This window comes from Vibrio neptunius, from assembly GCA_019339365.1.
GTDB lineage: Bacteria > Pseudomonadota > Gammaproteobacteria > Enterobacterales > Vibrionaceae > Vibrio > Vibrio neptunius.
Genome location: CP079860.1, coordinates 272,880 through 287,403 on the forward strand (window position 1 = coordinate 272,880; position 14,524 = coordinate 287,403).

General features: G+C 45.7%; 10 protein-coding genes and 2 pseudogenes. 4 read left to right on the forward strand and 8 right to left on the reverse strand.

All coding sequences use genetic code 11. The annotated features are described in order from the left end of the window. Nucleotide 1: 1 nt before the first annotated feature. The 6 genes and pseudogenes from KW548_17950 to malE form a co-directional block, all read right to left on the reverse strand. Complete coding sequence (locus KW548_17950) at nt 2-2,398, reverse strand: hypothetical protein (protein QXX08986.1); 2,397 nt, start codon at nt 2,396-2,398, stop codon at nt 2-4. Next, nucleotides 2,289-4,451, reverse strand: coding sequence for a DUF4150 domain-containing protein (locus KW548_17955; GenBank protein ID QXX08987.1), 2,163 nt, complete (start codon nt 4,449-4,451; stop codon nt 2,289-2,291). The genes KW548_17950 and KW548_17955 overlap by 110 nt, the downstream gene beginning before the upstream one ends. Nucleotides 4,452-4,478: 27 nt before the next feature. After that, the gene (locus KW548_17960) at nt 4,479-4,928 is read right to left on the reverse strand and encodes a hypothetical protein (protein QXX08988.1); all 450 of its coding nucleotides are present in this window, start codon (nt 4,926-4,928) and stop codon (nt 4,479-4,481) included. A gap of 557 nt (nt 4,929-5,485) precedes the next feature. Next, entirely contained in the window at nt 5,486-6,376 is an 891-nt protein-coding gene (gene malG, locus KW548_17965) for a maltose ABC transporter permease MalG (GenBank protein QXX08989.1), read from the reverse strand. Nucleotides 6,377-6,387: 11 nt separating this feature from the next. Further along, nucleotides 6,388-7,961: pseudogene (gene malF / locus KW548_17970) on the reverse strand (maltose ABC transporter permease MalF). A 72-nt stretch (nt 7,962-8,033) separates the two neighbouring features. Then, the gene (gene malE / locus KW548_17975; GenBank protein ID QXX08990.1) at nt 8,034-9,215 is read right to left on the reverse strand and encodes a maltose/maltodextrin ABC transporter substrate-binding protein MalE; all 1,182 of its coding nucleotides are present in this window, start codon (nt 9,213-9,215) and stop codon (nt 8,034-8,036) included. Nucleotides 9,216-9,882: 667 nt separating this feature from the next. Here malE and malK point away from each other — a divergent pair. Then, entirely contained in the window at nt 9,883-11,004 is a 1,122-nt protein-coding gene (gene malK / locus KW548_17980) for a maltose/maltodextrin ABC transporter ATP-binding protein MalK (GenBank protein ID QXX08991.1), read from the forward strand. A 147-nt stretch (nt 11,005-11,151) separates the two neighbouring features. Here the strand turns inward: malK and hutZ are convergent, their stop codons facing one another. After that, nucleotides 11,152-11,682, reverse strand: a complete 531-nt coding sequence (hutZ, locus tag KW548_17985) for a heme utilization protein HutZ (GenBank protein ID QXX08992.1) — start codon at nt 11,680-11,682, stop codon at nt 11,152-11,154. Nucleotides 11,683-11,762: 80 nt separating this feature from the next. Beyond that, a complete protein-coding gene (hutX, locus tag KW548_17990; protein QXX08993.1) occupies nt 11,763-12,266 on the reverse strand; it encodes a heme utilization cystosolic carrier protein HutX in 504 nt (167 codons plus the stop codon). 460 nt (nt 12,267-12,726) lie between these two features. On the opposite strand from hutX, the pseudogene KW548_17995 reads away from it, so the two are divergent. From KW548_17995 to KW548_18005, 3 genes and pseudogenes are all read left to right on the forward strand, one after another. Continuing rightward, nucleotides 12,727-13,417 (forward strand): annotated as a pseudogene (locus tag KW548_17995) (energy transducer TonB). A gap of 2 nt (nt 13,418-13,419) precedes the next feature. Next, nucleotides 13,420-14,109: a MotA/TolQ/ExbB proton channel family protein gene (locus KW548_18000; GenBank protein ID QXX08994.1), complete on the forward strand. Its 690-nt coding sequence runs from the start codon at nt 13,420-13,422 to the stop codon at nt 14,107-14,109. Beyond that, a complete protein-coding gene (locus KW548_18005) occupies nt 14,106-14,522 on the forward strand; it encodes a biopolymer transporter ExbD (protein ID QXX08995.1) in 417 nt (138 codons plus the stop codon). The genes KW548_18000 and KW548_18005 overlap by 4 nt, the downstream gene beginning before the upstream one ends. Nucleotides 14,523-14,524: the final 2 nt, after the last annotated feature.

The window sequence follows — 14,524 nt, forward strand, 5'->3', positions numbered from 1 at the left end:
ATTAATCCTGTTCAATATTGCTATGCTTACTATCAATCATGCCGTGGTAGGTTGTGACTAAATTGCCATCATTTGTGACCATACGCTTGGGTACTGTGACACCCGGGCTTTGCTCATAATACCAGCGAACTTCCAGTGTTTCTCCAGGTTCACTCTCCATTATGACCGAAAAGTAGATATTGAAATTTTGACAGAGCTCAGACGCGGTATACTGTGGAAACCTTTCTAAGTCGGTCTCCGCCTCAGAGAATGCTTTTCTAAAAGCTTGCGTGGCTTCTCGATTTAAAGAAGCCTTTATTTGCATACCATTAGTTGCTGGATAAGTGTGCCCTAAATTGATCACTCTTTTGCTGTAAACCGCTGCAATGAGATTTGATTGACCAAGCGTAAAGCTCGGTAGTCTAAACTCGTATTGATAACACTTTTTGGTTTTAGATATCTCGGAGACCTCCACAAGCATTCGTGGCTGGTAAAAATAATTTAAAAACTCTTGTTGTTCAATTTGCAATGCAAGCTGATATTTTTCATCATGATAATTTTTAGCAGCACCCAATAAGCGATCTGGGATCGTAATCTTTCCACCTTTTTCAAAATACCAGAACGAATATTTGTCACTTTTCCCCCAAAACCCACGATACAATAAGTTATCAAAATCTGACTTAAGGCCCATTTTTTTTGCCATATCTGCCGCAAGCAAAAATACCATGCCAAAAAGGAAGAAATAGGCATTACCATACCTTATCGTCGCCATATTTTTTAACGCGATAACAGGCCCCGCTAAGAAAAAGGCTGAACTCAGTATTGTGTAAATGTGGCCATTAAATAATTCTCGATTGCCCGTTTGATAGGCATCATAAGCTCCATAGCCAGATGAAGCCATGACTGCCAAGTTAGAAATCACAACTAGCTTAGAAACCGCTTTTCCAGTTGAAATTTTCTCTAAGCCTCCAATAATTGAATCCATCTTCGCCGTTATCGCGTTCCTTGCTCCAATGGTCGTTACCGCGAATAACTGGGGCAAACCAGACCTCAATGCATAATAAACGCGATTTGAATTTATCAATCTCTTTTGCAGGAGTAGATTTGCACGGGAAACACTCACATAATCGGTAATGCCCGCAGACAAAGCTGCGACTAATTTTGCATAGTTGAGCATCGAATCCGTTTCTGTTCCACGTTTGAGAGGATCGGCGTTCTCGAATGCACTATTTTGCAGTAGCTGAATAAGTACATCGATATTGGCGCGTAATGAAACCATAGCGATAACGCCATCTCCTCCTTTACCCAGTAGCTCCAATGATGACTCAGCAGTAAAATTAGAGTGGCGCCCACCAAACTTTGGAATTTCAAGTTCCGGCCATTGTGCACTTTTGGCACTTGATTCCATTTCAGGGATTCGGTTCTTCCATTGACTATTTGCCCAATTAATCATTTTCTTACCATTATGATGAGCAGTAAGTACTCTATTTAGAGGGCTGTCGTTTTTCCCAACAGAATCAATGTTTTTGGCTAGCACTTCTGCCAGTTTATCCAGAGTGATTCTTACATTTCCGTCGAGTTCTTTGATACCGAACCCTTTTTCAAAGAAGATAGGGATGAAGTTTAATAGCTTGGTGAAAGCGAGCGGTCTTAAAATTAGTGCTGACGTTATCGTACCTTTTTGTACATATTTTGCAGATGAACAGATCCAACAATAAACAAACTCTAAAATATTCGCTGTGTTTTTAATCAGTGCTTGGGTCACATCACTCCAATCAACACCATCCTGACATTGAAGTAGAATTGCTTCTAAATGCCGTTGGTACGTTACGTAGGCAGAATCTTCTGCAGCCTCGTCACTCACCATATAAAAGACAACTTTTTGGCCTTCTTCGGTCCCTTCTATTCCATCCAACGTGGTTTGCATCACTTTACTGAGCTTTTCAAGCTCTTTCACTTTATCCTTTGGTGATAGAGAATAAAAATAAAGGTCGAAATAAGCGTTTAAAGAACCTAAGGAGTTATCAGCAAGATCCTTATAAGCAAAAGAGGAATAGAGGTCTAAGATTTTTGTCCTTTGCGATGTCGCTTTCTCTTTAACAAAAGAGTTATCTTGGTAAAAGTTATTTAGTTCCGTAAGGTCAACATTTTCATTAATAGATTCTTTGACTGCTCCACTGCCGTTTTTTTGTAATTGTAAAATAATATCGCCAATAGTCTTTGGATAGACTCGACTTGCTTCAAAGGCTTTCTCTGCGAGAAACAGCATTGATAGTGATAATGCAATATCTGCCTGACGCCCAACCGGGTCAAATAACACCACTAAAGTGCCGTCTTTTTTTCTCGCTGTGGCTTTTTTGCATGGTTTCAGCCAGCTCATCAGCAGCAAGGTGATAATTGTTGGCTGTGGTAAACACATCCAAACCGTATTGACTGGGTTTGTCTTTGTTCTTATCTGCCAACCATTTGGTATCTGGGCTGCGGTAGTCTTCGACCAAAGCGCTTAACGTCTCTTGGCTGGCGGTGTCGCTAAAGTCATCGCTGGCAGTCATGTCGACTTGCTGCATGGCTTGGGTACGCCACTCTTGGTCGCTGTTCATCTTATCGATGATTTCAGCGGCCCATTCGTGCTCTGAGTAAACGATCGAGATTTTTTGCGTGCCATGGGTGACAAACGCAAACGGGTAAAAGGTCGCACCAGAGGAGGTATCGAGTGTGAGGCCATCTTGGGCGTTTTCTTGGTTGGTGAAATAGTATTTCTCAAACTTTTCCAGCACGCCGGTGGCGGTTTCCGTTTGCGCGTAACGGAAGATATGAATTTGCTGATTATCGGCTTGACCCCCTTCCTCTTTGATGTAAATCCAGCCTTCACGCAGCAGGCGCAAAAGATAGCCGCCAGTGTCATTAAGGCCAGACGCACTGGCCATGTCTGGCAAGGTAGGCGGCGCTTGAGCGGGCATAATGGTGTCAAAGAAGTTGGCATAACCATAGCGCACGGGGTAAATGGGTAGCACATTGGCTATCTTGCCCGCGACTTCGTTCATAAAGGGTTCGACCACATCGATCGATTGTGTGGTATTAACGACAACTTCAGCGATTTCACCCTCGGTGGCAAAGACACTCTCACTGGCCTTGATAACGTTGACGTTGTCGAGATGACTCAGCAGGTTGGAGGCCCTTAGTTCCATTTTGCTGAACACGCCTGCCATCAAGTCGGGTAAGCCTTTGATGTAGGCTTTCATGGTGGAGATGTGCTTGTCAAACACTTCATCTGATAAGTAGGCGTATCGCAGCTTAGTGGCTTGGTCGTGGAGAAATTCCAGTCGAGACTGAAGTTTGCTCAGCAGCGACTCGAGGTTGTCACTGACCGCTTTCTTTGCCGCCGACCAGTCATACTCTCGCAGGTAACGCTGCGGGTTGCCCTGACCACGGGCACGCATGTACGCCAACATTCTATCGGTGGTTTCATACGGGGCAAGGCGTAATAATACCGAGAGTATTTCGCCCTCTTCGAGTACCTGTGGCATGCAGTAAGCCAATAAGGTTTCTGTGGTATGGGGCAGTGGCTGGTTGAGGTTGCCTACCACCGCCTCACAGAAATGGTCTAAGGCAAAGGGGCTTTCTGGGTGGAGATGGCTAAAGTGCAGCCGCGCCTCAACCTTAAGCATGTCGTGAAAGTAGCGGTCACTGCTCAGCTCATGACCTAGGCAGCCCCATGGCATCATGTTGGTTTCGACTCGCGCGGCTTGCCAGAATCCCTGATGACGGCCAATCGCTTGTGTAAAGAAATCCTCTTGTGAAATGTCTGGGTTATGGTGTGGGTTAGGGCGTCGAATTGGCTTAATCACAAAAGGATCTTGGCTTTCTTCGACGGTGATTTTCACGTTGTCGGACTTCAAGTCTCTGATGTATGACTCGCCTTTGCCACTCAATACGCCGTCTGCCATTGGCTGACCACTCTGATTGGTGAGCGTATATGGCGCATTCTTCAATAGCTGTCCATTGGGGTAGCGAGCTTTGATGGCAACACTATTTGGGATATCGAGATCGGGGTCGACGGTCACACTTGGGTTTTGCACACCAGCCAGGCACATGGTGTTGGCGTTGTTCATGGTCATCTGATCGCTGAGGCGAGCCACCCCTTTGCCTTCAATCAAGACCGTCGGTGAAGCGGTGATGAACTCCGCTTGCGCCTCGATAGTACCGGAGGCGATGCCTTTTTTATCACCGCCCGCATCGCCGGTACTTTTGGCAAACTTACTGCCTTGTATCGCAATGCTGTTTCCACCATCCGCGCTGACCGTGGTGGTGCCATCGACTAAGTCTTCTGATTTGGCATTATTGCCATAAGGAATAGGCACGACAGCTGGGCCTACTGTCGTTAAGCACACATCGGGGAGTGTCGCGTTAGCTTCACCACCGGATCCTTTGTGAACAATACTTAACCCATTTGCATTAATCGTCACTGCCATGTTGTGTTCCCTCACAATTAGGTCACATTAGTTAAGGTCGATTTTTTGCGCTTGAAGTGTTTGCAGCTTTTCTGCTCTTGAAGCGATATAGTCTGCTTTCGACGTAATGCGACCTGACCGAGCATCGTAGTGAGTCGACGCCTGTTGACTCATTAATGTCAGGCTTTCCGTTCCTTCTAGGGTTATCTTATTGGCTTTAATGACCAGCGTTTCTTCGCCTAACAGGGAAAAATAGATATCGGTCAAGATAGGTTGAGCGAGGTCGTTGGCAATAAATTCAATTTTGCATGTCAATTGATTATCTATCGCCATATGTATCTCGGCGGAGGTAAATGCATGACCTATCGCCGCCCAAATCGGCACCCCCATCGGGTTACCGTCAAAATCCACACTCACCTTGTTATGCTCAGAGTCCGCTTCAAGGATACGACCAAAGCGTGCGAGTAGTTTTCCGTTTGTGTCATTTAAGTAAGTCATGTTGTTGCCTCTCCGTGATGGTTATGAACTTACCCTCAACCTACCATCAGCCCCTCTGGACAAAAACTGTCATAACAACTGGCTTTAACCGATAAAATCACCAAAAAAAGGAACACATATATAGGTCAATTACCTATAAATGGCACCAAATTAAATTAAAGCATTTAAAAAACAACTGAATTAAATTGATCAAATTTTGATCAACCATGAATGGAGATCACATAATTTAGGATAAATTCACAATAGGTAAATGGGGTAAATCAACCAACCAAAAACAAGGCTTATCAGTATTTATGGTTACATAAAAACCAATGATATTTTTTACTCACCACACCACGATGAGACCACAATGGCGGATTCGCAGACATAAAAAAGCCCGGGTCAACCCGGGCTTTGGTTACAAAAACTGTTAGTTGTGAAATAGTAAGGAATCTAAGCTAACAGCCAGCTATGCGTAACGCCAGTTTTGCCCTCTTCTTAACTGATCAGCGGCCAAACCAAAAGTGTTAAGTCGAGAAACAAAATGGGCGACCCTGCGGTCGCCCTTATCTTTCTTATTAGCCTTTCACACCACCGGCGGTTAAACCTCCAACCAACCAGCGCTGTGCAAGTAAGAAGACGATGGTAATTGGTAATGCAGACAAGACGGCTGCTGCCGCGAAATCACCCCAGAGATAGTTCTGAGGGTATAGGTACTGCTGCATACCAACCGCTAATGTGTACGAGTCTACATCAGAAAGTAGCAAAGATGCCACTGGAACTTCACCGACCACCATAATGAATGACAAAATAAACACTACGGCCAGAATAGGCACTGATAGGGGAAGTAGAACCAATCGGAACGCCTGCCAAGGTGTCGCGCCATCCAATGCTGCCGCTTCTTCCAACGAGTTGTCAATCGTCTCGAAGTATCCCTTAATCGTCCACACGTGAAGCGCGATACCACCGAGGTAAGAGAAGATCAAACCTCCATGAGTATTGAGACCTAGGAACGGAATATACTGACCGAGTTTATCGAACAACGCATAGATGGCGACCAAAGCCAGCACAGCTGGGAACATCTGGAAAATCATCATTGCTTTTAGGATGGTGTTTTTGCCTTTGAACTTCATGCGGGCAAACGCATACGCCGAAGTGGTAGACAGTGACACGATGAGAATCGAACTAATACCCGCTACTTTCACCGAGTTCCATAGCCATGTTAGAACAGGGAATGGTGGTGGCGTTACCGACCCATCCGCATGAGTGACTGAGAAGCCTAATGCCAGTTTCCAGTGCTCTAAAGAGGGATTTTCCGGAATAAGACTCCCCGTTGCGAAGTTACCTTCACGGAATGAAATTGCGATGATCATCAACAAAGGGAAGATGATCAGTGCCAGGAACGCCCACATTGCAATATGAGTAGCCCAAACACGGTATTTTAATGACTTACCTTGTACCATTGCCATTGTGTTTCTCCTTAGTCCTGAGCTACTTTTGTGACACGAAGGTTTAACAGTGCTAGCGCACCAACCAACAGGAAGATTAGCGTTGCGATGGCACTTGCCAAACCAAAGTCTTGACCACCAGCACCTTCAAATGCGATGCGGTATGTGTAGTTAACCAGAAGGTCTGTATAACCTGCAGGTTCTGACGTGCCAATCATGTTCGGGCCGCCTTGTGTCAACAATTGAATCAATACGAAGTTGTTGAAGTTAAAAGCAAAGCTCGCAATCAGTAGTGGCGTCAGTGGTTTGAGCATCAGTGGCAGCGTGATACGACGGAAATTGTCGATAAAGTTTGCCCCATCAATCGCTGATGCTTCATACAAATCTTCCGGAATCGCTTTTAGTAGGCCCATACACAGAATCATCATGTAAGGGAAGCCCAACCAAGTATTGACGATGATGATCATCAGTTTTGCTAAGAAGGGATCAGAGAACCAAGTTGGGCTGATACCAAACATCGCTTCCAATACCATGTTTACTTCACCAAAGCTCTGGTTGAACAAACCTTTGAAGATCAGAATCGAGATAAACGCAGGTACCGCGTAAGGCAGAATCAATAGAACGCGATACATCGCACGCCCTTTCAGCGCTTCCCACTGCACGACGCTTGCCAGAATTAATCCAATCAGTACGGTTAGCGCGACACTGACGGCTGAAAACACAATCGTCCAAATGAAAATACTGATAAAGGGTTCTTTAATCCCGTCGTCTTTCCAAACACGTTCAAAGTTATCTGTGCCAATTGTGACGATGAAACCAGGTGACACCGTTGAACCCACAAATTGGCCATTGTTATCAACAGGTTGGTAAAAGCCAACGTCGTTGTTAGGACGCAGGGTCTCTTGCGTCTCATTGTTGTAGAGTGATTCTCCATCGGCTTGCAAAGTGTACAATGGCACCACAGCAGCAAACTTGCGTAAACCACTCATGCGGATGTCTTCACCGGATGGCATGTGCAGGTCTACCGAACCAAGAACGGATTTGTTCTTGATGATGGTTTTAATTTTCTCTTTTTCGCCTGCTACTTGCTCCACAGGAGACAACGACATATCACCTGGTAACGTAGCGAGGTTGAATTCTTCCGTTGCGAATAGCTGGTCACCTTTTTTTTGACTGAGATACGATGGCCATTGTCTGTCTTGATAAGAGAGAACGGGTAGCTATCACCACTTTGATAAGTACGATCAAGCAGAACAGACTGAGCACGTTCAAAAGAAAGCTGGTTTTTCGCACTGTAGTTAGTGAAGGCAAGACCAACGGTATACGCCAGTGGAAACAGGATGAATAAAATCATGCCTGCGATGCCTGGATATATGTAGCGATGTGCGTAAGTCTTTTTACTACCAAAGATATAAAGAGCAAGTGCGGTTACGATAAGGGTAAGAAGTGCGAACGCAATCTCACCACGTGAATACATTAGAATCGTCGCGTAGCCATTAAGAATACCGACTGAGCCAAGAAGCGCCCACTTTATGAATACATTTTTACTTGAAGGCAAGCTCGTTGTTGGTGATGTCATAGCATCTGTACCTTGAACTGACTGCATAAAAGAACCTGCTAGCGATAATAAAACAAAGAAACGAAGGAGGGGTTACCCCCTCCTTAAAAAGGTCGACAATTATTTTGTCATTTGTTTTTCTGCGTCAGCCAATGCTGCATCTACAGACTGACGACCATCAACAATGTTGATGATGGCGTTCTTAGCACTGCCCCAGAACGCGTTCATTTGTGGGATGTTTGGCATGATTTCACCATTCATCGCGTTGTCCATTGTCGCTGCAATACGCTTATCTGAGTCTAGCTCACGCTGGAAAGAGTTTAGCGCAACCGCCCCTAATGGCTTGTCATTATTTATTTTGCGTAGGCCATCGTTAGTTAGAAGGTAGTTTTCAATGAACTCAACCGCTAGGTCTTTGTTTGGCGACGCAGTGCTGATACCTGCTGTCAAAACACCAACGAATGGTTTAGAAGATTGGCCATTAAATTTAGGTAAAGTGGTGACACCGTAGTTGATGCCAGATTTCTCGATGTTGCCCCACGCCCACGGACCGTTAATGGTCATCGCTGTGTTGCCTTGGTTAAATGCAGACTCAGAAACCGAGTAATCCATGTCAGAAGAGATCACGCCTTTGTCTACCAGACCTTTTACAAAGTCCATCGCGTCTTTCACGCCTTCATTGGCAATACCCGCATCTTTAACGTCATAACCTTCCGCACCATATTTGAATGCGTAACCACCGTCAGCAGCCATTAACGGCCATGTGAAGTATGGTTCTTTCAGGTTCCACATAATGGCAGACTTGCCTTCTTTCTTTAGTTTAGTGTCAAGTGCTTCGACTTCTTCCCAGCTCTTTGGTGGGTTTGGGACAAGGTCTTTGTTGTAGATCAGAGAAAGTGATTCAACCGCCACTGGGTAACCAATGATTTTGCCGTTGTATTTCACCGCATCCCAAGCAAAGTCTACGATGCCTTCTTTGACTTCTTTAGACGGCTTAACCTCACTCAGAAGACCCGCTTCTGCGTATCCGCCAAAACGGTCGTGAGCCCAGAACACAATATCAGGACCGTCGCCAGTCGCTGCTGTTTGAGGAAACTTATCTTGTAGCGCATCCGGGTGAGCCACTGTCACTTTGATGCCAGTCTCTTCTTCAAACTGTTTACCTACTTCAGCCAGTCCATTGTAACCTTTATCGCCGTTTATCCAGATAGTTAATTGACCTTCTTCGATAGCAGCATTTGCACCAAATGAGCCAAGAGCAACTAGGGTCCCTAGTGCCACTGTGCTTAGGGCATTTTTCATGTTCATATCCTTTTTATATTTGTATTGTAGGGCTCCACCGCTGGGAGGTTTCACCGTATTTCGACATACATTTTTAGCTAAACTGTCAATTAGCTCATCCTCCTACTCCCTACGCCCTCGGTATTATGGCCTATTTTCGTGATCATCATCTGTCACCCTGGGCGACAGAAATCACAAAAATGATGCTTAACGTGATCGGCTTCACCATCAGACCCCAGATTTCTTTGAACTCGATCTAACTCCGTGCAGTGAGCGCTCCTCTCCCTACTCCCCGTCTACTACCCCTTTAAAAAAAACCATCAGGAGGATGTAGTCACCATGCAATAAAGCCAAACTATAGTCATCCAAGAGTGGATGGTAAGAACCCTTTCCAGTGTGTTCAGTCATTAACTGAAGCTGGTTTGCAATGCCGCGGGGTTCGCTGTTATGAAGTAGATGTTCTTAGTGATTCTGGTGTCATTACCAGTTTGGATTCAACGGGGGAGACAGTTACTTTCATACGGGGGAAGCGAACTTTTTTTGGCTTTGACGGGTGATGCGATTGAATCCATCACCCTTATTTTCTTACACTTCAATTCACCTTACCGAATTCCTACTCTTACTGCTCGCGCAATAATTCATATAATGATGGGCAGTAAAATAAAAATATTGATCGAGGGCGAGCTAGATGGCGAGTGTCACGTTAAAAAATGTATGTAAAGCTTATGGAGACGTTTTAATTTCAAAGAACGTCGATCTGGACATTGACGAAGGCGAGTTTGTTGTCTTCGTCGGTCCATCAGGCTGTGGTAAATCAACCTTGCTACGTTGTATTGCTGGTCTAGAAGATATTACTTCCGGTGACCTTTATATCGGTAAAGAACGCATGAACGATGTTGAGCCTTCTCAGCGCGGCGTCGGTATGGTTTTCCAATCTTATGCGTTGTACCCACACCTAAACCTGTACGACAACATGTCGTTTGGACTTAAGCTGGCGAAAGCCGATAAGGGTGAAATCGACAAGCGTGTAGAACACGCTGCGGATATTCTTCAACTTAGTCACCTGTTGGATCGTCAACCCAAAGCCCTTTCAGGTGGACAACGTCAGCGTGTTGCGATCGGGCGTACTCTCGTATCGCAACCGAATGTTTTCCTTCTCGACGAGCCACTGTCAAACCTAGATGCGGCCTTACGTGTTCAGATGCGTTCTGAAATCACTAAGCTTCAGCGTAAACTCGGTTGTACCATGATTTACGTGACTCACGATCAGGTAGAAGCGATGACCATGGCCGACAAGATCGTCGTGTTAGATGCAGGCTATGTGGCGCAGGTTGGTAAACCACTTGAGCTTTATCATTACCCACAAAACCGCTTTGTGGCGGGTTTTATCGGCTCACCTAAAATGAACTTTATGAGTGTCTTTATCGAAGCCGTAGAAGACGATCGCGTCATGGTTCAACTCGCCAACGGTACCGCTTTTTGGATTCCAGTGGATGGCCGCACGGTGACCCGAGGCGAGCGCATGTCATTGGGGGTTCGCCCTGAGCACTTGCTTCCCGCCGATCAAGGGGATGCCGCCATCGAAGGTGAAATCAATATCGTTGAAAAGCTAGGCAACGAGACTCAGGTTTACATGCACATTGACGCGGCGGATGCCGATATGATCTATCGCCAGCCAGATACACTTGCAGTCGAAGCTGGCGATAAACTAATGGTCGGTATTCCAGCACACCGTTGTCACTTATTCCACAGTGACGGCAAGGCTTGCCGTCGCTTATACAAAGAGGCAGGTGTCGATTTCGAAGAGTAATCGACAAGCGATTATAACTACGCTCGGCTCAATGCCGGGCGTTTTTATTTCCATGACTTGATACTATTTGGGCATTGGCTAACAAATTGGTGCAGATACAATAAAGGGAGCCAATGCGGCTCCCTCTCAGCTCGTTTGCGACCCAAATTAAGCGCTTTCAACCCGCTTATGGCCTTCTTCAAGGTGGACAAAATCAACCAGATCATCAGCCGATACCTGATAAGCCTGACCAAAGCCTTTTACAAACAGACCTTTTTCCGCTTTGAGGTTGAAAAGAACAAAATCTTGTAGTTGGCTCAGGCCATCAATGATCTCACCAAAGCGGTCTTTCATCTGACTCACCACCTGCTGCCACTGGTCTGATTCACGCTCCACGATTGTCGCGACCGCGTCGAACGTCAGTCGCTTACGCGCAAATAGCTGCTTTGACGTGTCTTCGTCTTCAATCATCATAATAGAGACATTAGGATTGACTTGCAGGTTGCGAGCGTGACGCGCGATCTCAGAAATCAATACGAAGTAACCCTCTTGGTTTTGAACAAATGGCGCGTAGCTCACGTTTGGTTGACCATCTGCATCAACGGTGGCGAGTTGAAGCGTGCGACGCTCTTGACGAAACTCTTTGATTTCTGGACCAAGACGACCTTGAAGACGCTCTTGTTTTACTTGTGGATCCATTGTGAACTCCTGAATTTTCAATACGTTTTATTTCTATTCATCTTGGCATCCGACACAGTCTTTCATGCCGGTGCTCCTATTTATTTGCGTAGCTCTTGCTGCCACTGCTTGAATGTTTCTACCTGTTCGGCGATCAGCTCACGCTTTTCATTACGGCCAAGGTAAATCTTAAAAATGTTATTGCCTTGTTCACAGAAGAAGCCAAAGTAGTGGCTTTCACGCCCCATGAAGGGCTTGCTAACCAAAGCGATATTTTTCACATTGTCTAACTTAAGGTGACCATGGAGTTCACCGTCTTTACCCATTAAGTTGTAATAACCTCGGGCCACTTTGCCTTTCGGGAATGGCGCTTTCACTTCGAAGATGGAACCAAATGAATGCATTATGGTGGTCACTGGGCCAAAACCAACCAAGTTTTCCAAGAAAGACTGTGCTTGCTCTCCCGGAGCCAAAGCGATCATCTCTTCTGGCAGAGCCGCTACCGCTTCAAATTCAGAAACGTCCAGACGCTCTGCAATTGCAGCGGGGAGAAGTGTGGGTTCTTGCTCGATAAGTTGAGCAACTTGTTGTTTTAATGCTTCCATAATAATTCCACTTAGAGTGTCACATTGTGTGACGCGATTGCTTCAGAATGAGTTTTTGCACATGGTCCTTCTGCCAACCAAGCATAACTTGACCTGTTAGTAAAAGTAGTTGATGGCGGCTGACTTCACTTTGTTTAAACGCCGTTTTGGACGTAGACAAACGCGTCCAGTCCATGTTGCTAAAGGTCATTTTGATGCCAGTTCATACCTCAAGGCCTTGTCTGATATCATTGCTAGTGGCCTATCCTTCGCCCAAATTGATTGAACAAATTTATCAATTACCAACATCACATAACATCTCTCAACGCTTCTGGTATAAGGGCTGACGATAAATGCCCCATCAATGGCGATGATCATAAAAGGGTAGAAATGATAATGCAATTGATAATTGATCTTATTTCGATTGTAAGTAATAATCTCACTCCGTGTTGTAAAAAATGATTCATTCGTGAGGCTGGTAGTGAACCTAAAAAGATATGCGATAGCAGGAGGCGTTTCACTCGCTCTTCATACCGCTGTTCTCTTTGTCGCTGATGAGCCAAAGCTTTATGCGATGCCAGCTGGCGCTCAGTCTTCCTCGGTCACGCTTAATTTCAGAGCCGTATCCACTCCGCAACCACCAGCCGTTGCTCAACCTTTACCAGACCCTAAACCTTCAAAGCCAGTGAAAGAATCACCACCGATAAAAAGAGAAGCCGGTGGTAAAAAAGCCAGCGCCTAAGCAGAAAAAAGTGGTTGAGAAACAGGTCGCTCAGAACGTTGAGAAACCTGAACAAAAGACCATCGATAAGGAACCTGATGTTAAAGACCAGCAGGAGAAAGCAGAAACGTCCAAACCCGCTGAAGTCAATCAGGGCGCGAGTCGCGAGCCCGTTTTAATCAAGAAGCCAAGTTTTCGCTCACCACCTTCTCGTCCTTCATATCCTAGATTGGCACAAAAACGCCACATAGAGGGGGTCGCTATGTACGAAGTCTGGCTGGATGAGAATGGCAATCAGGTAAAACAAGTCCTTATTTCTTCTTCCGGAGCCACTATTTTGGATAACTCTGCTCTGAAAGCCATTAAACAATGGGAATTTTCCCCAAACATCGTTAACGGTCAAAAAATGGCTTATCGAGTCAGACTACCTGTCCGTTTCAAATTGGATTAACCATGGAACAACTACATCAATTACAACAGCAGCTTGGCTTAATGACTTGGCCACTGATCATTTGTTCAGCATTGACCGTTATGATCATCACCGAGCGATTGTTTCAAGTCATGATCAGTCTTGGCGTAGGTAAACGCGCCATTCGCCATCAACTCAACCAAATCTCCCCTAGCGACAAACAGCAACTAGAAGCCCTAGCCGAGACGCTTTCTCCGCGTCGCCCGCTTCTCTATAAAGGTGTGGCAATGCTGTTAGCTCACCATTCATTTTCCAAAGTTTTGCGTGAAGATGCGGCAGGCATGTGGCTTCAGGAAAAGCGTCATCAACTTAATTCCGGTCTGCGCTTGCTAACACTCATCGGAGTGATCAGCCCATTGATTGGTCTGCTGGGAACAGTACTTGGCCTGATTGACATGTTTCAGGGCGTGGCTGCATCAACGGGTAATATTACGCCCAATGACCTTGCTGACGGCCTAGGTTTGGCTATGCGTACCACGGCTGCTGGCCTACTGATTGCCCTACCAGCTATCGCCGGGGCTCAATTGCTTGGCCTGTGGGCTGATAAAGTGATGGCCAAACTAGAACACACCCTCAATTACGTTAACTTGTGGTTGGAAGGTATCAGCCTGCAACACGTTTCTCCTCGCGTTTCTCAGCAAACTTCTATACCCGTTGACGAGGCGTCGTCATGATTAAAGTATCACAACAGAAGAGTGACTTCGGTCTTACCCCTGATCTCACTCCTCTACTGGATATTATTTTCATCGTCATGGTGTTCCTAATGCTCACCGCGGCCGTCAAGCTAGATTCGCTCGAAGTCGACTTGCCAGTCACCGACTCGCAAGCCGTTTCAGAGGTGGATAACACATCGATCACCGTCAATATTATAAACCATGAGCCTTACTGGGCAATCAATGGCAAAGAATACATTGACTGGGAGAATTTCACGCTCGCGCTACTCGAACAGCACAAATCAAATAACCAACCGATAGTGATTGGCGCAGAAAAAACCGCTGACGTGCAACACCTCGTCAAGCTGCTCGCCTTTTTACAAGAAAATGGTATTCAGGCCACACAGTTACTTACAGAAGAGTCGATAAAATAGAG

Bases quoted from the DNA above. Each gene is read 5' to 3' on its own strand.
- KW548_17955 (QXX08987.1), bottom strand. From the start codon at position 4,451: ATGGCAGTGACGATTAATGCAAATGGGTTAAGTATTGTTCACAAAGGA.
- malG (QXX08989.1), bottom strand. From the start codon at position 6,376: ATGGCAATGGTACAAGGTAAGTCATTAAAATACCGTGTTTGGGCTACT.
- malE (QXX08990.1), bottom strand. From the start codon at position 9,215: ATGAAAAATGCCCTAAGCACAGTGGCACTAGGGACCCTAGTTGCTCTT.
- KW548_18000 (QXX08994.1), top strand. From the start codon at position 13,420: ATGGAACAACTACATCAATTACAACAGCAGCTTGGCTTAATGACTTGG.
- KW548_17960 (QXX08988.1), bottom strand. From the start codon at position 4,928: ATGACTTACTTAAATGACACAAACGGAAAACTACTCGCACGCTTTGGT.
- malK (QXX08991.1), top strand. From the start codon at position 9,883: ATGGCGAGTGTCACGTTAAAAAATGTATGTAAAGCTTATGGAGACGTT.
- KW548_18005 (QXX08995.1), top strand. From the start codon at position 14,106: ATGATTAAAGTATCACAACAGAAGAGTGACTTCGGTCTTACCCCTGAT.
- hutX (QXX08993.1), bottom strand. From the start codon at position 12,266: ATGGAAGCATTAAAACAACAAGTTGCTCAACTTATCGAGCAAGAACCC.
- KW548_17950 (QXX08986.1), bottom strand. From the start codon at position 2,398: ATGTGTTTACCACAGCCAACAATTATCACCTTGCTGCTGATGAGCTGG.
- hutZ (QXX08992.1), bottom strand. From the start codon at position 11,682: ATGGATCCACAAGTAAAACAAGAGCGTCTTCAAGGTCGTCTTGGTCCA.